Origin of the sequence: Paenibacillus sp. LjRoot153 (assembly GCF_964253085.1) — a bacterium.
Taxonomy (GTDB): domain Bacteria; phylum Bacillota; class Bacilli; order Paenibacillales; family NBRC-103111; genus Paenibacillus_E.
In genome coordinates, this window is the sequence record NZ_CAXUQH020000001.1 from 2,997,839 (window position 1) to 3,022,188 (window position 24,350).

The 24,350-nt window shown below is 44.6% G+C and carries 22 protein-coding genes; 16 read left to right on the forward strand and 6 right to left on the reverse strand.

The genetic code is table 11. The annotated features are described in order from the left end of the window. Both ACSQ8P_RS12615 and ACSQ8P_RS12620 read left to right on the forward strand, forming a co-directional pair. On the forward strand, window positions 1-3,105 hold the full coding sequence (locus ACSQ8P_RS12615) for a glycosyl hydrolase family 95 catalytic domain-containing protein (protein WP_436235500.1): 3,105 nt from the start codon (window positions 1-3) through the stop codon (window positions 3,103-3,105). An 89-nt stretch (window positions 3,106-3,194) separates the two neighbouring features. Continuing rightward, window positions 3,195-6,413 (forward strand): galactose-binding domain-containing protein, encoded by a 3,219-nt coding sequence (locus ACSQ8P_RS12620; protein WP_436235501.1) that lies wholly within the window; start codon window positions 3,195-3,197, stop codon window positions 6,411-6,413. A gap of 91 nt (window positions 6,414-6,504) precedes the next feature. Here ACSQ8P_RS12620 and ACSQ8P_RS12625 read toward each other — a convergent pair whose 3' ends face one another. Then, a complete protein-coding gene (locus ACSQ8P_RS12625) occupies window positions 6,505-6,948 on the reverse strand; it encodes a VOC family protein (protein WP_436235502.1) in 444 nt (147 codons plus the stop codon). Window positions 6,949-7,038: 90 nt separating this feature from the next. Beyond that, a complete protein-coding gene (locus ACSQ8P_RS12630) occupies window positions 7,039-7,971 on the reverse strand; it encodes a sigma-70 family RNA polymerase sigma factor (RefSeq protein ID WP_436235503.1) in 933 nt (310 codons plus the stop codon). 248 nt (window positions 7,972-8,219) lie between these two features. Between ACSQ8P_RS12630 and ACSQ8P_RS12635 the strand changes: the two genes are divergently transcribed. Next, window positions 8,220-9,014 (forward strand): sporulation protein, encoded by a 795-nt coding sequence (locus tag ACSQ8P_RS12635; RefSeq protein ID WP_436235504.1) that lies wholly within the window; start codon window positions 8,220-8,222, stop codon window positions 9,012-9,014. Between the two features lie 85 nt (window positions 9,015-9,099). Here the strand turns inward: ACSQ8P_RS12635 and tlp are convergent, their stop codons facing one another. Next, on the reverse strand, window positions 9,100-9,321 hold the full coding sequence (tlp, locus tag ACSQ8P_RS12640) for a small acid-soluble spore protein Tlp (protein ID WP_436235505.1): 222 nt from the start codon (window positions 9,319-9,321) through the stop codon (window positions 9,100-9,102). A gap of 182 nt (window positions 9,322-9,503) precedes the next feature. Next, window positions 9,504-10,853 carry an MATE family efflux transporter gene (locus ACSQ8P_RS12645; protein WP_436235506.1) on the reverse strand — a complete coding sequence of 450 codons (1,350 nt, stop codon included), beginning with the start codon at window positions 10,851-10,853 and terminating at the stop codon, window positions 9,504-9,506. A gap of 584 nt (window positions 10,854-11,437) precedes the next feature. On the opposite strand from ACSQ8P_RS12645, the gene ACSQ8P_RS12650 reads away from it, so the two are divergent. From ACSQ8P_RS12650 to ACSQ8P_RS12680, 7 genes are all read left to right on the forward strand, one after another. Further along, window positions 11,438-11,782, forward strand: coding sequence for a hypothetical protein (locus tag ACSQ8P_RS12650; protein WP_436235507.1), 345 nt, complete (start codon window positions 11,438-11,440; stop codon window positions 11,780-11,782). Then, on the forward strand, window positions 11,779-12,189 hold the full coding sequence (locus tag ACSQ8P_RS12655) for an NUDIX hydrolase (protein ID WP_436235508.1): 411 nt from the start codon (window positions 11,779-11,781) through the stop codon (window positions 12,187-12,189). The genes ACSQ8P_RS12650 and ACSQ8P_RS12655 overlap by 4 nt, the downstream gene beginning before the upstream one ends. A gap of 173 nt (window positions 12,190-12,362) precedes the next feature. Beyond that, window positions 12,363-12,875, forward strand: a complete 513-nt coding sequence (locus ACSQ8P_RS12660) for a sensor histidine kinase (RefSeq protein ID WP_436235509.1) — start codon at window positions 12,363-12,365, stop codon at window positions 12,873-12,875. Between the two features lie 98 nt (window positions 12,876-12,973). Beyond that, the gene (locus ACSQ8P_RS12665; protein WP_436235510.1) at window positions 12,974-13,453 is read left to right on the forward strand and encodes a DinB family protein; all 480 of its coding nucleotides are present in this window, start codon (window positions 12,974-12,976) and stop codon (window positions 13,451-13,453) included. 137 nt (window positions 13,454-13,590) lie between these two features. Continuing rightward, window positions 13,591-14,748, forward strand: a complete 1,158-nt coding sequence (locus ACSQ8P_RS12670; protein WP_436235511.1) for an acyltransferase domain-containing protein — start codon at window positions 13,591-13,593, stop codon at window positions 14,746-14,748. A 44-nt stretch (window positions 14,749-14,792) separates the two neighbouring features. Further along, window positions 14,793-15,323 (forward strand): GrpB family protein, encoded by a 531-nt coding sequence (locus ACSQ8P_RS12675; protein WP_436235512.1) that lies wholly within the window; start codon window positions 14,793-14,795, stop codon window positions 15,321-15,323. Then, entirely contained in the window at window positions 15,320-15,568 is a 249-nt protein-coding gene (locus tag ACSQ8P_RS12680) for a hypothetical protein (protein WP_436235513.1), read from the forward strand. The genes ACSQ8P_RS12675 and ACSQ8P_RS12680 overlap by 4 nt, the downstream gene beginning before the upstream one ends. Before the next feature lie 66 nt (window positions 15,569-15,634). Here the strand turns inward: ACSQ8P_RS12680 and ACSQ8P_RS12685 are convergent, their stop codons facing one another. Then, window positions 15,635-16,633, reverse strand: coding sequence for a helix-turn-helix transcriptional regulator (locus ACSQ8P_RS12685; protein ID WP_436235514.1), 999 nt, complete (start codon window positions 16,631-16,633; stop codon window positions 15,635-15,637). A 130-nt stretch (window positions 16,634-16,763) separates the two neighbouring features. Between ACSQ8P_RS12685 and ACSQ8P_RS12690 the strand changes: the two genes are divergently transcribed. From ACSQ8P_RS12690 to ACSQ8P_RS12705, 4 genes are all read left to right on the forward strand, one after another. Beyond that, window positions 16,764-17,645 (forward strand): SDR family oxidoreductase, encoded by an 882-nt coding sequence (locus ACSQ8P_RS12690; protein ID WP_436235515.1) that lies wholly within the window; start codon window positions 16,764-16,766, stop codon window positions 17,643-17,645. Window positions 17,646-17,819: 174 nt separating this feature from the next. After that, complete coding sequence (locus ACSQ8P_RS12695) at window positions 17,820-18,062, forward strand: helix-turn-helix transcriptional regulator (protein ID WP_436239511.1); 243 nt, start codon at window positions 17,820-17,822, stop codon at window positions 18,060-18,062. A 169-nt stretch (window positions 18,063-18,231) separates the two neighbouring features. Beyond that, window positions 18,232-18,840: a pentapeptide repeat-containing protein gene (locus ACSQ8P_RS12700; RefSeq protein WP_436235516.1), complete on the forward strand. Its 609-nt coding sequence runs from the start codon at window positions 18,232-18,234 to the stop codon at window positions 18,838-18,840. Window positions 18,841-18,888: 48 nt separating this feature from the next. Beyond that, a complete protein-coding gene (locus ACSQ8P_RS12705) occupies window positions 18,889-19,728 on the forward strand; it encodes an AraC family transcriptional regulator (RefSeq protein ID WP_436235517.1) in 840 nt (279 codons plus the stop codon). 20 nt (window positions 19,729-19,748) lie between these two features. Here ACSQ8P_RS12705 and ACSQ8P_RS12710 read toward each other — a convergent pair whose 3' ends face one another. Next, window positions 19,749-20,741: an aldo/keto reductase gene (locus ACSQ8P_RS12710; protein ID WP_436235518.1), complete on the reverse strand. Its 993-nt coding sequence runs from the start codon at window positions 20,739-20,741 to the stop codon at window positions 19,749-19,751. 230 nt (window positions 20,742-20,971) lie between these two features. Between ACSQ8P_RS12710 and ACSQ8P_RS12715 the strand changes: the two genes are divergently transcribed. Together ACSQ8P_RS12715 and ACSQ8P_RS12720 are read left to right on the forward strand one after the other, a co-directional pair. Continuing rightward, window positions 20,972-22,600 (forward strand): glycoside hydrolase family 10 protein, encoded by a 1,629-nt coding sequence (locus ACSQ8P_RS12715; protein ID WP_436235519.1) that lies wholly within the window; start codon window positions 20,972-20,974, stop codon window positions 22,598-22,600. Window positions 22,601-22,626: 26 nt separating this feature from the next. Continuing rightward, window positions 22,627-24,225 carry a response regulator gene (locus ACSQ8P_RS12720; RefSeq protein WP_436235520.1) on the forward strand — a complete coding sequence of 533 codons (1,599 nt, stop codon included), beginning with the start codon at window positions 22,627-22,629 and terminating at the stop codon, window positions 24,223-24,225. Window positions 24,226-24,350: the final 125 nt, after the last annotated feature.

The window sequence follows — 24,350 nt, forward strand, 5'->3', positions numbered from 1 at the left end:
ATGCGAAGCGTTACATTCGAGAATGCTCCGAGCAGCTGGAACGAGGCTTTACCGATCGGAAATGGACATTTTGGCGGTATGGCGTATTTTGAGGATAACAAGCTGACACTAGCGCTCAATCATTATGAAGTTTACTATCAGAAGCTTCATCGTTATAGCCAAAAGTATCGAAATGGTGAAGGTGACGATTTCTCGCTTCAATATGGACGTACATTTGACGAGTTGAGAAAGCTAGCAGTAGAGCGGTATCGCAATCCCGAGCAGGACCCCATATATCTATATGGTGATGCGTTATCCCCAAGCAGTATGTATCGAAAATATGGCAAGCCTTCTGGCGGAGCCTCCCATTATCCGACTGGCGAAATTCACCTTTTTCCTTCTGAGGAGCTCAGAGAACCTGATGATTATTCCCTTGGGCTTGATATTGAAAGAGCGATTGTTCAGTTACGGATGGAAAAGGGGAAGGATCGACTTGCTGTGAGCACGTTGATTGCCCAAGATGGCGATTATGTCATCACTGAAATTAGTCAGACGAATACGTCTCTGTTACCATCCATTGCGATGTCGGTTCCCGTAAGAAGATATGTGGATATGAAGGTATTGTATCATCAACTGGATGAGACGACGTTTTACTACCAAGGAGCGTTCTATCCCGATGGTGAGGATAAGGAGCAATACGATCCGTTCTCATTCATCGTGATGATGAGGCTCGTCGGAGCAAAAGGGAGTGTTGACATCAGCGCTAGTGATAGTCTTCGAATTGCCCTCCAGGATGCAGATGCCAAACTGACGCTGCTGACAACGGTGGTAACGGAGGAGGAAACCAAGGAACTGCTGTCTACCGCTCTGATGAGACTGAATAAGGCGTCATCCCATATAAGTGACAGGATTACGCATCATCAATTGCATTGGCAGAGCTTCTGGTCTCGTTCTTCCATCACTTTGCCGGATCAGATGCTCGAAGATCTCTGGTATATCAATCTATACGCCATCGCCTGCAGCAGCGGCAAAGGCGGCAGAATGCGTGAGCAAGCGTGCGGATTGAATGGCTTGTGGGATATTAAACAGCCTACGAAGTGGGGCAGTATGTGGTATTGGGACGTCAACATTCAAGCGGCATTTTGGCCGCTTTATACGGCTAATCATCTTGAAGTCGCGGAAGCGTTCAATGAGGGACTGCTCTCCTACGTTCACCTTGCCGAGCGAATGTCGAAGCAGTTTTATGGGTTGGATGGCATCGCCGGGGATTATCCGCATGCGTTATATGTAAGCATTTGGCCTTGGTGCGCGCAATTCCTGTGGAACTATTATCGATACAAGATGGACATTGATTTCTTAAGGGAAGAGGCATATCCGCTGTTTAAGCAGATTGCTCGATTTTTCGAAGGCTATTTGCAGATGAATCCGAAATCAGGTCGATATGAGCTATTTCCAGATATTTCGCCGGAACAGGGACCATTGACTCGAAACTCAACTTGCAGCCTTGCCACCGTCAAATATATGTTCAAGATCGCCATTGAATCCAACAAGCTGCTCGGCGAAGCGGAGGCCGATCAGCTCAAATGGATGCATCTAGTGACTAACTTGGCATCGTATCCGACCGCAATGTCCAATCAATATGGGGATGTTTTGCTGGATTCGGAATGGGCACCTGTTGACTTGCATTTGCGACATCCTTCGCTTCTTATGCCGATTTATCCGATTGGAGAAGTAGATAAAAATAGTGATCCTTGCGTGAGAAAAAGGGCAGAAAATACGCTGCGTTATGCTGCGAATCAGACGGAATTCGGGATGTTTCAATTCGGTTGGCTTTCCTGTGCCGCCGCAAGACTTGGTAAGGGTAACACGGCGATTAGGCTGCTGTATGAACAAGGCATCGACTTGTCGCTCAGAAGTAATGGTTTGTTTGCAGAAGAAACGGAACGCTGGATGAATTACTGCAACATCACGAATGAACCGTTATACCATCCATTCATGATGGAAGCATCCGGTGAAATGGTCGCTGCCGTGAACGAAATGCTGCTTCAAAGCTATGACGGCGTAATCGTTGTGTTTCCGGCGCTGCCTTCTGGTGAGTCTGAGCAAGAGCTGTCGATTGGCCAGTACGACCATGATGTGGCGAACAAGATCAGGACATATGAGAAATGGAGCGATTGCTCGTTTCAAGGTTTATTGGCTGTAGGAGCTTTCGAGGTTAGTGCTGAGTTAAAGAATGGTCGCACAACTTGGGTTACGATCCGCAGTAAGGCAGGCTCGAGGGCTGTGATTCGCAACCCATTTCAGGGGAGTGAAACGGTGTTAGTTTCCCGGAAAGTTGGCGACTCCTGGAGCCAAGTGAATTATCTTGAGGAGAATGGTCGTATGTTGTTTGAGACGGAGAAGAACGGGGAATATGCGATTTATCCCTATATGGAATCCTTGACGCAGGACTTCAAGCTTGATCGAATCCCCGTGCAAAGAACGTATCCACTTGTTCATGAAGCACATACGCATCGGCGCGTCTTCCTTGGTAAAAACCAAGATACACAGCATTTCAGGACGCTCGACCATTTCACGTTTGATTATTATGCTGGCAATTCCCGAGAGTCGAGACTGGCTGCTTACCGGTTCGATTTTGGCTTGGAGTCGCACGTGTTACATAAAAAGTATGACAAAGCGCTGCCAAGACAGGTACATAGGGAAGGTGTCCTTGGTCAAACTTTTCGCTTAATAACACTCGAGACGATGTTTACACCATATTCAGGAATCGGGTGGGAGAGCGCGGAAGGTCTTGTTGCAGCGGATCGAGGAGAGCCAGACGAGCTGCGCAGGGACTTTATCGGTGGAAGCAGCGAGGCGACGTTCAATGTGGAGCTGCCGAGGGGGAGGTACGATTTGCTTTTCGTATCAGGGGATAAAGAGGAATCCTCCTATACGACAGTTGAGATTGTTGGTCAGAGTGCGTGGAAACCTGAGGGCATATTGAAGTCTGGTGAATTTATAACGGAAATACTGCCAGTCACACAGCGAAAGGACGGATATGTGAAGATACGATTCAGCACATGCCAAGGCTCTCAGTGGAGAGTGAATGCGCTAATTATCAATAAAAACTATACGTATTTATAGAAGCACTCATGGAAAGGGGGTGAGTTATTTAGGTATTGAATGAAGTTGGTGAAGAGGTTACAACAAATACGAAACATGGAGGTATTGGTATGCGTCATACAAAGAGAGCGATATTGACAAGATCACTTGCTATTTTGACCGTCCTAACCGTGCAAGCATTAGGTGGGGGACATTCGGTTTCGGCTGCAACGGAGAAATTCCCAACGTATGTACAAAATACAGCAGTGCCAAGCCTTACTGCCGGCAAAGCTGATATTGCAGGCTCTGCGTTCGTCGACAAAGACGGCGATTTTCACTGGATGTATTCACTTGCCGATTACTCGGCATCGGACAGTGGAGGTTCGTGGATCAAATACAACACAAATACAGACATGGGGACCCTGAACACCAATTGGGGCACGACAACCATTTATAATTCGTATTGGAATCGACCGGGAACCTTCAATTATAAGATAGACGAAGTCTATGGCATTCCAACTCCTTACCAAGATGACCATAATGATGGTATTGGCGTCTGGATTGACCCGGATACGGGCTACTGGTATGCGCTGATCAACGATGAATATCAATTCTCGCCATTTGCAACGAATAACCCGACGAACAATGAGAGGATTGGCACGGGTATCCACAACAATCGTGTTCTGGCCACCTACTCGACAGATAAGGGAGCTACCTGGCAGTTAATTGGGCAAGTCGCCACTTCACCATGGAACGATAGTAATGAAGCCGCAACCAGTTCGAACTTTCCCGGCACGACTTGGTCGTATGGTGTAGCCGGCACTCGTTTTTTTGTCGACAATGTAAACGGTTACTTCTATGCGCTCTATAACAATCACATTAATTGGAAACCTGGATACAGCAACATTCTTACCTACTTCAGTCTTGCCCGCTCTCCGATCAGTGCCAAAATGGCGGAAGGCTCATGGGATGTTTGGTATAACGGGACTTGGACCCGATCCGCATTGAAAGGTTATGCAGGCTGGATAGGCAGTCCTATGGGGGCTGGCAGTGACCATAATCTGACTGTGAATTATACGCCAGCGACAGACAGTCTGACTTTATCAGGTACGGGTATGGACGGTTCAGCCTTGAACATTACCTATACGAAACTAACAAGCAGCGGAGATTTCTCCTTCCAAGATCTCGCAGGGAACACTTATACGGCCAATAAGACCAATGGGACGATTAAAAATGCAAGCGGAACCAGCATTCCTTCTGTTTCCTACTCAGATCCAGCGCTGGATGCTACAATGACCATTTACATTAAGAACAGCCAAGTTTGGATTGACCAGGAAAACAACTCGACGGGATATTTGACTTCTATTCAAGCTGGGTCAAGCGGCAACGCCGTATTCAAAAATACAGCGACGCAACGACTATTCCTGCCAGTGAATACGCAATATCAAAATGCCTTTTCCTATAATGCTTATAGTGGCAAATATCGCTCAGTCGGTTATGACGGGTACGTTTACGAGACAGATGATCTAGGCAAACCGGACACATTCAAAGTTGTGGGTAAACTTCCTTCTACGGTTGGCAGCTATTTGTCTCAACTCGACACAGGCAGTTTGACCAATCAACAAGTCAGTGGCTATTCCTTCCGAACGATTTCCGATTTATCGGGCTCACAGAAAAATTATTCGACACCGGTTCCGACTGCAGGGCAAACATACTATTCCGCTTATAATGCACCAAAAGACCAGAATGGTTCGGCCATTTCACCGAGCACAGCCTATACGATCAACATAGGTGGAGCTACTCTTCAGGATGGCACTTCGGGACAGTGGCAATTCGTTCCTGTTCCAGATGAATTTGATACGTCCAAAAATAGCGGGTTCTACCGCTTACAGAACACATCTACAGGTAAGTATTTAAAGGTAGCAGGATCAACTGCTCCTGCGACGCGAGCGATGGGAGCGAACGTGACCACAGGTGCAGCGGATGCGAATGCCAATCCGAGCGGAAATGGTGGAAATGGCGCTGCAAGCGGCAGTGACCAATGGTATCTTTTGCCTGTCGGAAATGCAACACCAGCGTATCTCACTCCATCTTCTTCTGCTCCAACCATTGCAGCAGCAACGAATACCAGTGTAAATGGCCTCACGACCTATCGCCTGGTCAACCGAGCAAGTGCGCTTGGTGTCGAGTTTACGTCAGGTCAAGCAAAAATACAGAGTATTAAGTTTGGCGCAAGTAACCCGCAAGCGATGAGCATCAACCCAGTTGCATCTAATCCAAATGTACCAGCGGTGCCAACAGGATTGACGGCAATCCCAGTGAATGCGTCACAAGTGAATGTTAGCTGGAGTAATGTGTCAGGTGCAACGGGCTACGATCTATTAGTAGATGGCACATTAGTAAGTAATGTAAGCAGCCCTTATTCACATACAGGACTTACGGCAGGCTCCACGCATACGTACGTGGTAAGAGCCAAGAACGGTCAAGGCTCCAGCATTTGGAGTTCACTTGTAAGTGCCACGACAAGTACTGGTATTGTTTCAACGGGCAAGACAACGACCGCAAGCTCCTTCCAAACGGGCAATGACGTAAGTTTTGCCAATGACGGGAACACTTCATCCACGCGATGGGCAGCCGTAACCAACACGTACCCGCAGTGGTGGAAAGTTGACCTAGGCAGCAGCATGTCGCTGACAAAGCTCGATAGCCACTGGTACAACAGCACAACCTATCCTAGATCATATCAGTATAAAATCGAAGGCAGCAATGACGATGTGACTTATACAACCATACTCGACCGTTTGAGTAATACAACACAAGGCTTAACGTCAGATACGATCACTGGAACGTATAGGTATGTCAGAGTTACCGTAACAGGCTCCAGTTACAGCGGAGGAAGTGCCTCTGCCTACGAATTTAATGTATTCGGAGATGCAAATCCAACAGGACAACTGGTTTCACAGAGCAAAACTGCTACAGCAAGTTCGCTGCAAACAGGAAATGATATCAGTAATGCTAATGATGGTAACACGACCTCGACCCGCTGGGCAGCAGTGACTAACACGTACCCGCAATGGTGGAAAGTCGATCTCAGCAGCAGCATGACGCTTACAAAGCTTGAAAGCTACTGGTACAACAGCACCACCTATCCTAGGTCATACCAGTACAAGATAGAGGGCAGCAATGATGATGTGACGTATACGACCATCCTTGACAGAACGAGCAATACAACGCAAGGTCTGACAACCGATAACTTTAATGCAGCTTACAGGTATGTCAGGATTACCGTAACGGGCTCAAGCTACAGTGGCGGAAGTGCTTCGGCCTATGAATTTAAGGTATATAATTAACGATATACAAAGTAACCAAAGCTTGAGGGCAGTTTAGCGGTAATGTAAAAAGACAAGCTCTTCACCTAAAAAGGGGAGAGCTTGTCATCGTTTATGCGGATGCAGGGTCTTGCCACACATTAAACTTGTTTCCGTCTGGGTCTTTGAATTTAAACTGCAGACCACAGCCGTCATGGTCAACCAGTGGCTCAAGATTGACGCTATTGTCGCGAAGTTTCTTATGAAGCTCGACAATATTTTCAACTTCAAATGTTAATGAGAACATTTCGTACTCTGCTCCATCCCATTGTGCAGTGAGGAAGTTTGCTGGTTTCTTTTCCATTGTTTCCAGTAAGAATAACCATTGTCCGTCACCTAGGATTAAGATTGCCCCATCTGGTTCGCGTTTCCTCACCTGTAAACTAAACATTTCCGCATACCATTTTGTGGAAAACTCCAGATTAGATACGGGCAAGTAGTTGCAGAGAACCTTCTTTAACATAGGTTTTTGCGCGATCTGCTGGTTCTGTAATTCTGGAAATTCTTTTTCTGCCATCGATGATCTCACCTCTTGTTTTATTGTTTATTAGTTTCAACATATAGACGATTCAAACGAATCACATCCGTCGCAAGCGATGATAATATTTTATTTATTTTCTACAGCATTAAATTTGTTCCCATCAGGGTCATAAAATACAAACAGCTTTCCGAATAAGTCGTTCTCTTCTATGGGTTCGGTATGGACACCATTGTTTTTTAGAGTTAACCATAAATCATTTGCGTTAGCTACTAAAAAAGTTAAGAGAGGTATCTTTTTTGGGGAATGATTTTGGCATTCAAGAAAATACAATTCATGACCTGATTCCAGTTTCAGATTGCCATGGATACTATTCCTTAAATGAAAGTGATCGAAGAACCAGTCTGTTGTTTGTTTTTTATTGGTGACTGGAACATAGAAATGTCCTGCTCTCCTCAACACTTGTTCACAAACCGTTTGCTCGAAATCACTTTCCAATCGGAATGGGTGGAAATAAGATTCGAAATCGTCCGTAAGGTGGAGCTTCAGTGTTTCTCGAGCGCGACGAATGCGACTTTCCACGGCTGCTATGGAAAGATCCAGAAACAGACTGATTTCCTTCATCGACCAATCACTTAAATAATGCAGAATAATAGCGGATTTACTTTTTTTCTCCAATGTTTGCAAGGCACGCCAAATGGATTCTTGAATGACGTGCTGTTCAAGCCATGAATCAACGTTATCCGATTTTTTCGCAGTTGTTTCGATATACGTGAGAGTCGCCTTTTTCTTTTTTAGATAGTCTAGACTTGTTCGATAGGCAATAGAGTAGAGCCAACTGCCAAGTCGAGTTGGTTCTTTTAATGTATGTAGATTGTTGTAACATTTAAGAAATGCTTCCTGTGCAACATCTTGAGCTTCATGAAAGTCCCCAATTACGCTATACGCAACAGAAAGTAGGGCATTTGAATAGCGCTGTACGATTATGCGAAATGCATCGAAGTCACCGCTTTTAGCGTCGATTATCAGTTGATGATCAGACGGAAGATTATCTCTAGTCACTGTTTATCACCTTCCACTGCTAAGCTTATTCTATTGGTGAAGTTCGATTTCCTGCATGATCCAAAGGTAAATTGAGGTGTTTACCACAAAAATATTAGAATTGAAATCGTTGAAGTAACGTGCAGGATAATGGAGCGAATGCGCTGAATTAGTTGGGAATGGAGAACGAGGTGGAGGCTTACAAACGAACGTACATTCTAGGCTTGAATTTGTGATCTTTTAAATAGTGATGAGGGAGAGGAACGAATATGTCTTTTTTCAAGAAAATGATGGCTAAAGTAGGGATCGGAAACATTGAATTCGATACGCAGTTCCATACGGAGGCCTTCGTTCCGGGCGAGCTGGTTGAGGGCGTCATTATTGCCAAGGGCGGCAGTGTAGAGCAGAAAGTAGACAAAGTCTATTTTCAACTTATGACTGAATACCTCAAGCCCGATACTAGCGATTCGAATCGTATGCACACAGAAACCGTTGTGATAGCCAACATCCTGTTGGGGGAAAGTTTTGTTTTTGAACCAGGAGAATCGATCGAAATTCCTTTTCATTTCCTGCTACCGCATGAGACACCGATTTCGATTGGCGTAAGCCCGATCTGGATTTCTACAGGCATGGATGTGGACAACGCGGTTGATCCATCAGATCGTGATGATATTGAAGTGTTGGCTCATCCGTACACTTCCGTTATTTTTGAAGCGCTGGAGGAACTGGGCTTTCATTTACGTAAAGCAGAGAATGAGTACTATCCGCAGCGTGATTATCACTTGCCGTTTATTCAAAATTTTGAGTTTGTCCCTTATCAAAATGGCGAGTATCGCAGCTCCGTTGAGGAGCTGGAGCTTGTATTTTACCCGGATGAAAACGGAGTTGAAGTTCTCTTGGAATTTGATCGCAGAACGCGTGGCTTTAGCGGGCTTTTATCAGATATGTTGGATACGGATGAGTCCCATCACCGTTATTATTTCAGCTGCGAAGAGCTGGAGGAAGGCACTGAATCAGTTGCTGATCAGTTCCGAGGCATCTTTGACGAGTTTTTAACACATTGAAAGCACCCCATAGCAGATTTCGGTTGAAACAGAATGGTTTTCCGATATCTACTAAGGGGTACTTTTTCATTAAGTGGGGAATTTGTTACTCTTGAGCGTTGGATTCGTCTTTTTTCTCCTCGATAAATCCCTTGATGCTCTCTTTGCGGCGAGCATTTTTGGATTCAATACTCTCTTTGTCTACAGCAGAAATTTCATCCGCATGTTCATCCAAGTAATCCTCAGCTTCTTTTAGATTGGCCATTGTATTATCGATGGCATTCTGAATACGAGCTGGGTTATCTTCGCGATTGTCTGGCTTAGCCATTGTAGTTCCCTCCCTTAGTGGCGATAGATTTACATCCTATAATACGATTCCAAATGATCAATCCGTTTATTCATCCAAATAAAAAAACCGCTACGTTAAGTCAAGCTAGTTTGGTTCAACAAGTAAGGCTAATATGGAACTTATAGGATGGAGCCTTGCCAGTCCACTACTTTCAGCCCAAACTAAGCCATTTCTTCTCGGCTTACCAACACTTTTTTCTCCCATGCTCTGCTTCGCCAACGGAATAATAACAGAAGTCCCCTGACCGCTTCGTCCATGATGAACACGCACCACATACCTATCAACCCGTACCCCAGATGGACACCTACCCAATAAGTTAGCGGGACACACAGCCCCAACATGACACATGAGCCGATTAAGAGAATAAATCTCGCGTCACCAGTAGCTCGAAGGGCTTCTCCAATAACAATATTCAAACAGCGAACAGGCTCTAGGAGGAAACCGTAGGTCAATAAAAAAGCCCCTAATGCGATGATTTCGACGTTGTCTGTGAACATGCCGATCAATTGTTTTCTGAATAAAACGGTCAACGTAACCGCGGCAAGAGAAAGCAATAAACTAAGTATCAAACTACGAAATAATTGCCTGTAAGCTTCTTCCTTTTCACCTGCACCCACTAATCGACCAATGATGATTTGCGTCCCACGTCCCAAGGAAATGGCCAGCACCATAATGAACGTCATTATATTTTGTGTATAAATCCGTGTGGAAAGCATCTCTGCGCCCAGCTGTGTGATAAAATATGTCGTCATCAATTGACTGATCGAGTAGATGAGCTGGCTCCCGGCAGTGGGAATCCCGATGGTTAATATTTTTTTTATTTCTGCAAATCTTGTTTTGTAAAAGTCGCTAAAGGATAAGTTTAATCGGACGATTTTTGTTAAAATCAGGCTATAAACAAACAGTCCGAGTAATTGGCTGAATACGGCCGATATGGCGACGCCAGGGACACCGAGCTTTGGAAAACCGAAAGGACCGAAAATAAATAAAATACTGCCGGTCAAATTTACGAGATTGATTCCTAAGCTGACTGTCATTGTATATCTGGTATAACCGTGCACTTGCGTTATCGCTGCTATGGTTAAATTAATGGCTTGAATAAATAAGGCACTGCCAACGATCGATAGGAATATACGCGCCTGCTCCAGTGTCTCTGGTTCCAAGCCGAAGGGCTGAAGCAACTGTTTGCTAAAGCAAACAATACACAGGCTTATCATGAAGCCGAATATGCAATTAAGTGAGATGGCTCCAGCGGCAAACTTCTTGACATCTCTAATTTTATTCGCGCCCAAATATTGCGAAATGACGATGGCTGTACCGGTTGAAACCACTTGTAGCAGCAAGAATAAAAAAATAATGAGCTGGTTGCTCACACCAACCGCAGCAACGGCTTCATCTGACACATGACTGACAATGAACGTATCAGAGGTTCGCATAAACACGAGAAGTGACGACTCAATAAATAAAGGCCATGTAATAGAAAACAAATTTAGCTTCTTCGGATTCGTCATGGGGATGGAACTCCTTCGATACTTCTCAATATGAATCTCTTCTTTATTTTGAGGGATGACGAAACCGTTTTCTTTGCATAATGTGGGCAAATAAATGCTTATATTGACTCCAATTTTCCGTTTATGAGAAACGACTGTGGATTTAACTTTATGTAGGGAGGGATTATTGGGATAATCTAGAAATTTTAATAGTGTGAAAAGAAAGCTCGAGTATAGATAGAGCAGGAGTTATATTTTACTTGAAATATATGGATAAGAAGTTTACCAAAGAATGATTGTTTTGTAGGAGTGGAGCTGTTGTTATGTGAGAAAAATGATGAGTAAATTAGTCCAAACATTTTTAATAGGATTGTTTGCTTATTACGTAATTACTCGAACAATAACCGTTCTGGCCGTGCTAGTTTGTCTAGCAAGTACAGGAATAGTTGCTCTAGGATACCTAATTATGTATGTTGTGAATCGGAAGCGGTAAAACCACCCTTGCTAGAAATATATCACGGAAATACAGCATTCCATTTTATGAACTTTGATTATCAAGGACAACGGTAGATTTGACCAATACTTTAAATAAGGGGATAAAAACTATGAACTCAAATAAGTTAACGAAGCTCATTGGTTTATTCGCTTCAATTGGTTCAATGATACTTTGGATCATATTCGCTTTATTCAATCCTTACACCCATGAGCGTGTCGAAAATGACGTTTTGTTCATTACTTTACTTACGCTTTTTATTCCAGCTTGTGTAGCTTTGTTAGCGTCCGTTATTAAAAGGCATTCCCTTCTGTTTATTGCATTTATTTGGTCACTTCCAATTAGTCTATATACCGCAATGACCCCGAGTATATTTAAAATGTTTGGAATTACATCAGTTATGTACCTCATATCGGGTATTTTGATGATTGGTAAATCTAGGAGGACGCAGCGATGACGCCAAAACATTTTCTTTCTGCAGCAGCAATTGTACTTAATGAGCACAATGAAATTTTATTAATTAGAGGTCCTGAACGAGGTTGGGAAATGCCAGGTGGCGTGGTTGAGGAAGGTGAATCGTTGAAACATGCAGCGATCAGAGAAACAAAGGAAGAGAGCGGTATCGATATAGAAGTAACAAAATTTTGTGGAGTTTTTCAAAATGTAACGCAGTCTATTTGTAACACGTTGTTTCTAGGGAGACCGGTCGGAGGAGAGTTAACAACGAGTTCCGAGTCTCTAGAAGTAGGCTTTTTCCCAATCGAAATCGCATTAGAGATGGTGACTTTTCTAAATTTCAGGCAGAGAATAGCGTTGTGTTTAGATGAAGCGAATCATCCATTCTATGTGGACTTTTCAGAATAATGCGGTATGAAAGTGTCCGAAATACAAGAGCCCCCACCATGGCAGCATGGTAGAGGCTCTTTGACGCTTCTTATTATTCAAATTTTCAAAAGTTAATTTATTACAAAATTAATTTAAATTAATACATTTTATTAAAAATTCTAGCGAGTATAATAGCGCTGATTACTTCATCCATGTCAAAGATATTTCGATATAGTATTAAAAAAGACGATCTTGTGATGATCAGTGAAGAAATTCAATGTATCCAGGCCTATCTGAAAATTATCTCAATTCGATATGAAAACAAGTTTGATATGGAAATAAATGTGGATGACAAGATTTTGGAAATGAAAACACCTAAAATGATCTTGCAGCCTATTGTTGAAAATTCCGTTTATCACGGACTTGAAAGTATGGACGCCGGAGGACATCTTCGTGTGAGCGGACATATTGATGCGAATGGCGATGTCTGTTTTCAAATATCGGATTCTGGAAAAGGGATAGGTAAAGATGGCCTCGAAAGTATGAAAGCGAAACTGAATATGGCCTATTCGGAGAGAGTGGAAAACAGTTTTGTCGGGAATAGTATCGGGATTTCCAATATAAATAACAGAATTCAACTGCTGTTTGGACAAGGTTATGGGGTAGGGATTGAAAGTGAGATTGGTCACGGCACTACGGTGATCGTTAAGATTCCAAGTATTTGAGGGATAAGCATATATTAAAATTACACCTTCACTTACGAACGTGTATTCGTTATTATTGGAATATGGTAAAATTTCATAATGAAATGGGAGATTCCAATATGATTAGATTGGGTACAAGTACGATTCTTCGGTATAAAGAATTCACAAATTGGACAGATACATTACGCGAAGTCCCCGAGAGTAAGTGGTTACAGCCTATTGCTGAAGGAAAAGCATCCATAGGAGAAATCGTTTCGCATCTTCAGAACTGGGATTCTTACTTAATCTCGACGATTATCCCAGCAATTACAAATGGTGAAGGTATGACGTTTCCGGATTTCGATTCGTTCAACAGATTAGCTTATGAATATGCCAAAACGGGGAATTCTAAAGACCGCTTGCTCGATGAATTCAAGCAAACGCGTCTTAAGCTGGTTGACATTTTGTTAGCTGAGACCGATATTGTTGCTAAACATGTTACCGTGAATGGAATAGTAAATTGCCCGCACACCGGCACACCTTATTCATTATTGTACATCATTCACGAATTTAACGATCACGACAATCATCATAAAAATCAAGTTTTAGCGGTATTATAGCCAGTTCCTGCGTAAAAAGAGTTCATGCAAGCGGAAAGTCTCGCGGCGCTGAATATGTGAACAGAAGTACTATCTGTTAGACAATAGGTTATAATTGTTTTGGTAGCATCTGTTTAATTTGAAGGGGAGTATTAGGAATGGAATTTTTGTTATTATCAAAAGAAATTACACAGCAGTATTGCCGGAAAATTTTGATGCCCGAAGGCGCAACTGAAATCTTGATGAATATCACCGATCAAATAAATAATGATCCAAAACTTTTGGATATCTACATGGAATTTTATAAGAAAAATATTGAAAGTGGCTATTGGACGACCGTTTGGGAACCGCTGGCTATAGATGCTTATGTGGAAGAAGTGCTCGGAAATTCGGCTTCCTTGTTTTATCTGCATGCAGCACTGCAAAGACTGCCTCTTGCCGAGCAGAAGTATGCCGAAAGAGGACTGAGTGAAGAGTTATTTGTAGAAACCTTAAGGGATATCGGGGTATGGGTTCAAAATGCCTACAATTTAGTAGGATATTATGCCATTAGAAATTTCAGTTGGATCTGGAGGCATCTAGAGGCCAGAATGTTTCGGATTGGTGGCATGCAGTTTATTGCAACGAATTTCTCTGGGATCGTTAAAGGCTTTTACAATGCGAAAGAAGATCGTTTGTTGCTGTTATGCAGTGCAGGCATGGAGTTAAGAGCAAATGGTGATAAGCAAGGTGTTTGTAATAAAGAGAAGACAACCGATGGTTTTGTGACGGAATATGAGGAAACGGAAGATTATTTCATTGGAAATCCAATTACGCCTGATGGCAAAGGTTTAAACGAACCCGTGAAGCTTATGAGGGATGAATGGGAAAAAGTATTGGACAAGGATGATACTTTGCTTGAGATTCATATCCCGAGAGATACGGCTTTTGATATGGAACAAATCAAACAAACCTACATACAAGCCAAGGAATTTTATGCAACCTATTTTCCGGAAGTCCAATATAAAGGTATGGCCTGCCATACATGGCTTTTCACGCCACAACTTCGGGAAATGTTACCGCCTACCAGCAATATCGTTAGATTCCAAGAGCAGTTCTATCTCTATCCGACAGCGGGTTCGGTGCGTTTTTTATGGAATTTCGTATTTAATGAATTGACCGAGGTGAAGGATGCTAAACCAGACACATCGTTAAGAAGAAAGGTCCTTGCTTATTTAGAAGAAGATAAAGAAATCTTTGATATGAATGGCCTATTTCTTGATATATGCGGCAATTTCGGAACGGTAACCTATCAAAAAGAAGACAAGACTGTTTAATAAGGCGTGGACGTGAATCGCTTGCATGTGGGAGGAGTAAACGATTGAAGAGGCAATGGGCGATTGCTGCTTGGACAAAAGAATGGAACCTACAATTTGAGATGGAGTCTAAAGTTTTACAGGATATTTTTCAATCAGAAATTGTTGCCATACATCATGTTGGAAGTACCTCGGTGCCCGCAATAGGTTATGCTAAACCCATTATCGACATTTTGATCATCGTAAAAAGCATCGAGCAAGTGAATGTATGTAACGAGCAAATGATCAGCGCGGGATACCGAGTAAGAGGGGAGAACGGCATTCCGAATAGAAGGTACTTCTCCAAAGGGGATATTCAACGAACACATCACGTTCATATTTACCAGCAGGGGGACTCAAGGACACTAACCTATTTGGATTTTAAAGCCTATTTGATGCAACATCCATCTGAAGCTGAAAAATACGGTCAACTCAAGCTGGATATATTAGCGTCCTATCCGAATGATCAATACCAACAAGTGAAGGAAAACCGCATAAATCACTTGGTTGAGAAAGCGCTGCGATGGGGAGAAGAGGAAAGGAAAAGGTTGGAATGAGTAGGAAGAGCGTGGTTGCCGGGATACTTGTATCCTTGTTTGTACCGGTCATGGCGTACTTCGCAATTGTTGTTAGTATCCATCTCAGTAGTTTGCAGGAGTCGCCAGAAGATTTTCAATATCACGATTCTTACTTCACCGTGATGCATATAGATCCATACTTGTTTCCCGTCATTGCTGTGACTACCTTCACGATTTATGCAGCAATTTCCAGGGTTGTGCGATACGTTAAGCGAAAGGCATAGGGACACAACGCGGCAAGTATACTTTTGCAAAAGAAGAAAAAAAGGAATTATGGTAGCTCGAGGGAATTATTTGCCACTATACATAGAAGTAATGTTGTTTGCTGCCTCAAGCAGTGCTTCGCAGAGCTCTAATGGTTCCAAGACACGGACCATTGTTCCGAAGCCAAGCAGAATTTCGCATGCGGAGCTCAGCGTGTTGAACTCCAGCTCTGCTTTGCGCCAGATCACGGGAACATTGGCACTTGCCGAGCTGGTTTCGTCTTCGTGTTCCTCGTACCATGCTGCTACGCGAACGAAGCGGGTCTGCTCGAGCCGAGTAGAGACGCTCGGATGCACAAGTGCATGAGCCGCATAGTGTGGAAGTCCGCTGCGGAACAGGTCGACCGAACGTTGCCAATAAGCAGCGAGGTTGAAGTGATCCGGGCGCACCACCGGCTCATCCAATAAGGTAGCATCCTGGATTCGTGAAACACGATAGGTGCGGGGTTCCTGCTCAACGCCAACAGCAACGAGATACCAGAGTGAACCCTTGAGGACAAGACCGAGAGGGCTCAGGATGCGTTCGCTTGCTGCGGAGTCGCCGCCTGAGGCGTATAGCAATCGCAGTTTTCGGTCTTCCCACACAGCTTCCTGTAGGAGGGACAGACACGGTAATTCTTCGATATTTTGATGCCAGCCTGCTGCATCCACATAAACCCGTTGTCGCATATAATCGGCATCGCGTCGCAACGAAGGAGATAGCGATGCCAGCACTTTCAACACCGCTGTTTCATAAGCATCTCCGAATCCCAAATCGGTTAAATGCCGATGGGGCTCAGCAGCCAGTAGTGCCAGTAACTCGTCTTTGTGCAGCCCTGCCCAATCCGCTCGATACCCCTCCATAAGCCGCCATCCACCTGCAGCTCCACGTTCCGCATAGACGGGAACTCCCGCTGTGCTTAACGCTTCCATATCCCGATGAATTGTCCGTTCCGAGACTTCCAGTCTCGTGGCAAACTCTCGAGTTGTCATGCCGCCGCGAGTTTGCAACAGCATCATAATTTGCAATAACCGATCCGCTCTCATCTGCAAACCTCCTCATGTAGTTTGATTCTAACATACATATATGACAACAGGTGACATGATACTAAAAGTATGATGATACCAAAGTTAAGTTATTACAGTCTACTATCATGTATTTGAAGGAGTTGGTTCCATGACAACGAAAAATCAACCATTGCGCAATCAAATCGCATTGGTCGCAGGAGCGACTAGAGGGGCGGGGCGCGCGATTGCGGTCGAACTCGGCAGAGCTGGAGCAACGGTTTATGTGACAGGACGTTCCACGAGGGCGAAGCGATCACCGATGAACCGACCGGAAACGATTGAAGAAACTGCGGAACTTGTATCGCAAGCAGGGGGCGAAGGCATCGCTGTCTGCGTAGATCATACGAAGGAAGAGGAAGTTGTGGCGCTGTTCAATCGAATTAAAAGCGAGCAGCAGGGGCGGCTGGATATTCTAGTCAATGATCTCTGGGGAGGGGACCCGCTTACCGAATGGGGCAAAGGCTTCTGGGAGTCCTCACTCGCAGACGGGTTGTTGATTCAGCGACAAGCGGTCCTCTCTCATATCATGACAGCCTACTATGCAGCTCCTTTGATGGTCGAACGCAAGTCTGGGCTTATTGTAGAAATTACAGATGGCGTTGGCTATCACTACCGGGGTAATTTGTATTATAGTTTGGCCAAAATCGGAGTTTCCCATTTGGCACAGGGGATGGCGGCAGATTTGAAACCTTACGGTGTGACAGCACTTGCGGTAACGCCGGGCTTCCTTCGTTCGGAAGCGATGTTGGAGCATTTTGGGGTGCAGGAGGAGAATTGGCGGGATGCTGCGGAGCAGGACATCCATTTCCTACAGTCCGAGACCCCTTACTTCGTTGCTCAGGGGATAGCCGCACTCGCTGCTGATCCGCAGGTGGCGGAGAAATCCGGGCAACTGCTCAGTTCTTGGTCTTTGTCCGACGATTACGGCTTCAACGATATGGATGGGCGTAGTCCACATTGGGGAAGGTACGCTGACGAGAATGGATTCTGAGTCAGACTCGCTAGCCGTCAGCTCTGTAACGATGAAAAACATGGTTACAGATGCGGAATAGGCAAGAATCACTTGCTCGCAGCTCTACGCCAGGTCAATACCGCGAAAAGGCGGATCAGTTAGGCTTCAGCTTATATTCGAACCAACTATCAAGATAATATCACCCGGGAAATAATTACGGATTATGTCTCGTTATCTCCAGGTTATTTAACCATTACTTTTAAAAAGCATACGGGATTAAATTTGATTGAATATGTGACCAAAATCAGGCTGGATCGGGCGAAATTCTTGTTGAAAAGTACGAAACTACCACTTAAACAAATCGCAGAAGACTGCGGCTTTACCGACTCTTTCTACTTCTCGCGTATTTTCTCCAGAGATACAGGAATGAATCCACGAGACTATAGAAACGCGTAGTGCTGTAGTCACCAATACCAAATAAAGAAAGCGACATCGAAAGCTTCTTATTGAAGCCAGGATGGCGCTTTTTCTCATAAAAAATAAAACAGTTGACTATCATTTGATGATATGCGGGTACTTGACTGCCATGTGCTATATTAAAATAACCAAACCTAGGAGGCATCTCATGTTTCAGCAAATGAATCAGACTTATTCAGGTGTTAACTTTGGCACACAAGATTTGAGATACGGCGAGCTGATCAGCTGCACTTTTGATGGATGCTCGTTTGCGAACGGTTCTTTAGAGGAAATCAATACCAGTAACTGTCGCTTCATTGCGTGTGACTTTCGCGGAGCTTCATTAAATGGCTCCCTACATAAAGAATCCGCGTTTGAAAATTGCAGCTTTAGCGGTGCCAATCTGTTTGTTACCAAATTCGATAACTGTAAAATGATGGGATCGGATTTCTCGAACGCGAATTTAGATGGAATCACGATTGACCGAGGGGATTGGTCTTACACGAATTTAAGGCATAGTCGATTAGTTAGACAAGATTTGCGCGGGGTTAATTTTCATGAAGCTGACTTCTCGGGTAGCAATTTAGAAAGGGCTGATTTGAGAGATTGTGATCTAACCATGGCGATCTTCGCGAAAGCCAAGCTGCAAGACACAGATGTAAGAGGTGCTCAAATGGCGGGGGTAGATTTCAAAACATTCACCATCACGTGCATGCGAATGGATCGAGAGCAAGCTGTCTTATTTACGCTTTCTCATGGTGCCAAGATAAATGGATGATCTCTTTATGGTATAATGTCTGTACACAAGAGGAGGCGATGATGACGAATGGCGATCTTTCAGTACAATCAGGAACGTTTATATCGGAAGGATCCGGATCTACATTTGCTGTATTGGGGCAAAGAGGATTGTAAACCCGGTCATACCGTAGGGCCAGGGGTTCGTGATATGTACAAGATTCATTTTATCCATAAAGGAAAAGGACTTGTCCGTATCGGAAATGAGACACATCAGCTGAATCCGGGGCAGGGATTTCTTATTTATCCGCATGTGATTAGCTATTATGAAGCGGATGAGGCAGAGCCTTGGACGTATTCATGGATTGGCTTTCAAGGGGCGCAGGTGGAATCCATCTTATCTCGTACTAGATTATCGCCAGAGCAGCCCGTTTTTCCAATGGATTGGAAAGTCATGCCGACCATGTATGAACAATTAACGGAGGCTAATGCCCGTGCGAATAGTGCTGACTTACAGCTTAAAGTCACCTTGTATGAATTTATGACGGCACTCCTTGAAGCGGCTCCCGCCTCTTCGGTTGGGGAGGTTCTTCCTAATAAATGGGATAGCTATATGATTCAAAGTATGGAGTTTATTCATGCTCATTATAATGAGCCTATTTCAATCGAGGGGCTTGCTGCACTTCTTAAGCTGGATCGCAAATATTTTTCAGCTATTTTCAAAGAGGCGACAGGGCTGCCTCCCCAGCAATATCTCCTGCAATATCGAATGAATAAAGCAAGTGAATTACTGGAGAAGAGCAACTATGCCATAGGGGAAATTGCGAACTCGGTAGGATATCAAGATCAATTGATCTTCTCCAAAATGTTTAAGAGAGTCAAGGGCGTATCCCCTAAACAATTTCGGAATCAGACATCAAAGAATGCTTGATAATCAAGAAAGTTGAGCTTTTATGCGTTCAGGATCTTATCGATTTGGTCTAATTCCTCTTGGGTAAACGCAGGAACCTTCAATGCTTCAACCGCATCTTCAATTTGACTGACTTTGCTCGCACCGATAAGAGCTGATGTGACACGACCACCGCGCAACACCCATGCTAGTGCCATCTGTGACATTTTCTGGCCACGTTCAGCTGCGAGTGTGTTTAATTGTCTGACCTTCGAAATTCTTTCTTCATTAATATCGGATTCTTTAAGGAATACGCTGGAGCTTGCAGCTCGTGAATCCGGAGCGATACCGTTCAAATAACGGTCGGTAAGAATTCCTTTGAACAACGGTGAAAAGGCAATCGAACCGATGCCTTCTTCTTCCAACACATCCTGAAGGCCATCCTCAATCCAACGGTTCATCATGGAATAACTTGGTTGATGAATCACACAAGGCGTCCCAAGTCGCTTCAAGATACGGGAGGCTTCTTTCGCTTCTTCAGGCTTATAGTTAGAAATACCAACGTAAAGCGCTTTGCCTTGTTGAACGATTTGATGCAGTGCAGCCATCGTTTCTTCAAGCGGTGTATTCGGATCTGGACGGTGATGATAAAAGATGTCGACATAGTCCACTTGCATCCGCTTCAAGCTTTGATCTAAGCTGGCAATCAAGTTCTTCTTGGAACCCCATTCCCCATAAGGCCCCGGCCACATATAGTATCCCGCTTTTGTCGAAATGATAAGTTCGTCTCGATAGGCAGCGAGATCACCCTTGAGCATCTTCCCGAACATTTCTTCTGCTGAACCAGGCGGTGGCCCGTAATTATTCGCTAAATCGAAGTGGGTAATCCCCAAATCAAACGCTCTCTTAAGCATCGTTCTGCCATTCTCAAACGTGTCAATCCCGCCGAAATTATGCCAAAGTCCCAACGAAATGGCTGGCAGTAACAGGCCGCTGCGACCACTCCGGTTATAAGTCATTGAATCATATCTGGATGTACTAGCTGAATAACTCATCTTTGAACCTCCTAATGGTGTGAATAAGTTACATTCTAGAGAGATTCGATTCATAAGACAATGTTCATAAGGATGTTGTTTATGTCCTAATGTCCGTTATGTAGGGACATCCGTCTCTTCTATTCCTTTTTCCACATTAATCTACCAAAGAAAGTAATCACTGTCCCCTATGAAGCTTTTCATCTATATGGTATTTTCAATTCCAAACCCATGAAAAGGGGAGTTTGCCAATGACTGAGCAGGAACCCGCCAAGTATTTGGATTTGGTGGAAAAGCAGATTACCGATGCGAAAAGGATCATGAAGGAGAATTGGGAAAGCTACATCAACGCACCTTTTGATTTGGCTAGGAAACATTTGGCAAGTGCAGATCGACTGCTGGAAGAAGCGCTCATGCTTCAGTCTGCCGACGCGGAAGGAAGCATGAGCAAGGCCAAGCTTGCCTCCATGGAAGCCATGGATGGCTATCTATGTGCGCTACCGAGTAGGTCAGCAGAAGCCCGTGGTGTCTGGTATCGTCCTACAGAACATAGCCGTGAGGAAGTAAGCCGCACTTTAGAGCGCATGAATGCTGCTGGCTTCAATGAGTTATATCTGGAGACTTGGCTATGGGGGTATACGATTTATCCAAGCTCCACGGCAGCGGCTAAACAGATAGAGGCGCAGCATCCTGCTTTTCGAGGCTGGGACCCTTTGGAGGCTTTCGTTCAGGAGGGCGAGAAACGGGGGATCGCTGTACACGCTTGGTTGGATGGCTTCATGGTCGGTGTCGACCCTACGGGAGGTCCAGTACTTCGAGCCTATCCGGAATGGTCTGCCCTTTCGCGAAGACAATCGGATTCCGAGAAGCCGATGCCTCAGCTGGGTACCGGTTACTTTTGGCTCGATATTACGAATCCTGCTGTTCGCCAGTATCTACAAGATATTGTAAAAGAGATGATTACGAACTACGGAGTTGCGGGTATCAACCTGGACTTTATGAGGTTTCCACATACGAATGATGACTGGGAGGACTGCTATTGCTTCAGCACATATGCCCGTGAAACTTTTCAACGTGAACATGGCATGGATCCGCTCCATATTCATCCAGAGCGGCAGACAGAACTTTGGATAACTTGGACGAAGTGGCTCGAGCGAATCGAGGATCATTTTGTAGCGGGGCTGTACAAGGAGATCAAGCGGATCTCCCCGAATGTAATTGTATCAGCTGCACCTGAACCAGGAGCGGAGTCTGATAAAATTGGCAACTGGTCGCAGCATGTCGATGTTGTTATCCCGCAGGCTTATTATGCAAATGCCTCTGAGGTTCGACCATCCGTTCAATTACATAAAAACGAGCTTCTCTCAGGCAACCTGGTATACAGCGGGATCTACCCGATGTACGCTAATTTAGGGGCGCAGGAAACCGTAGATCAGGTACTTGCTGCGCGTGATATTGACGAGGGAACCGTCATATTTGCCTTTGGCCAAGCGACGGATGAAACGATTCGTGCGCTGCGAAAGGGGCCGTGGCGGAACGACGCCATTTCTACTGGCATGTATCCGCTTCTAGCGATACAAGCAGCATTGAAAGCAGTGAAATTAGACGTAGAGCAAGTTTACCTGCCACGTAAGGCGGTTACTGAGAAAGTGGCGATTGAACTCGTAGACAGGTTGGGCTTGTTCCTTGATCTATTGCATAGAGAAGAAGGGGAAGCGTTGTATGCCGGACTGGATAAGATGGTCGAAACAGGCAAGCAATTTTTGTTAAAAGCGAGAGAAGAGGAGACGATCCATCCCTCAGTTGTGTTGCAAATATCGAACACGTTAACTAAAGTTCAAGAGCTTCTAAGCTACTCACGGATTAAGCAAGTTACGTGAATTGAAAACGAGCGGGGGTCCCTATCATGAATTTATTAATTGTGGAAGATGAAATCCGTCTCAGAAATGCGCTAGCCAACAATATTCCTTGGGAGAAGCATGGTATCGAGGTCGTAGGCCAGGCTGGTAATGGAGCGGAAGCTCTACGTATTATCGACCGTAAAAAACCTGATATCATCCTATTGGACCTGCAGATGCCAGAGATGGATGGGCTAACATTAGCCAGACACCTTCGTCAAGCCGATCCATTGTTGAAGATCATTGTGCTTAGCGGACATGATGATTTCACGTACGCGCAAGAGGCGTTGGGGCTCGGTGTTATGAAATATTTGTTGAAACCAGCAGGCGATGAGGAAATATTGGAAACGGTGCTCGAAGCAGCGGAGAGGTTGAAAAGCGAGCTTGAGCAGCGTCATAACGAGGACGAGCTAAAGCTGAAGTGGAAGCAGCACCTTCCTCAATTGGTCAATGAATTCTTTCAAGGCATGTTAAATGGGAAATATGAACCATGGGAGATCGACCAGAGATGTCGGGATCTACAATTGGATTTGCAAAAAGATGCCATGTACGCGGTTGCTGTCGTCGATATGGACCCGATCTCGGAGTCCGAACACCGTTTTAGCAGGAAAGATATGTCACTGCTCCAATTTTCGCTTAGTAGTATTGTGAAGGAAGCCTTATCGTCTACGCTCTGCTGGGTGTCTACCAATTTTGCTGGCTGTACGGTTATCATTTTTCAGCTTGCAAGTGATGAGGAACCTAGAATTGCTCTGCAAAAAATCAATGCTTTGACCGAAAAGCTGCTGTTCACGGTGAAAAGCTGCCTCAAGCTTAGTGCAAGTGCTGGAATCAGCGGTATGACTGGCGGCTTATCAGAGATGAACAAGCTCTACGTACAAGCGGTACGCGCATTGCAGGATCGAATCGTGCTTGGTCATGATTTGGCGATCCCATACCGGGCAGAGCAAGGGAGAGAGCCTGAGCTGACGTTTCAGCCTAACCTTGAGAAAACGCTGGAAATCGCCCTTGAAACGGGGGATAGTGAGAAGTCCATTGAAACGTTAACGGCTCTATGGAACGGTGGGATGGCGAAAGCAGAAACCGTTGATGATATTCGGGAGCATATCCTATATTTCACCTGCTTATTTATTGGAATGATCCAAAAGCAGGGCTGGCCTGTGCGAGAAGTAGCTGGCGAGGATTATGTTTATTTTCATAACCATTCAGAACTGGCCTCGAAGGAGCAGATCCTTTTCTGGCTACAGCGAATGATAAAGTCCTATTTAGCTTATGCCGGTCAAAGGCGGAAATCGACGAGCCATGGTATGATCAAGACGATATTAAGTCTTGTGGAAAATGAGATAGATCAGGAAATGACGCTGCATGCTGTCGCAGACAGGATGTATGTGAACTCTTCCTATCTAAGCCGTCTTTTCAAACAGGAGACGGGGAAAGCCTTTTCCACCTATGTGATGGAACGGAAAATGGAACGGGCCAAAGTAATCCTGCAGGAAGGCTCACGCGTGTACGATGCCGCATCGGGCGTCGGGTACAGGGATGTAAGTTATTTTACAAGAGTATTCCGCAAATATTGGGGCGTTACACCAGGGGAAATACGAAACTGATCGCCATATAAGCCGTTCGGCAGCCTTCTCGAGCAACCTCGGGAAGGTTTTTTTCATTTTCTCCAGCGAGAAGTTATGAAAGTACCAAAACAAGTAATATTCCTCTAATTCGCAAAAAAACGGGT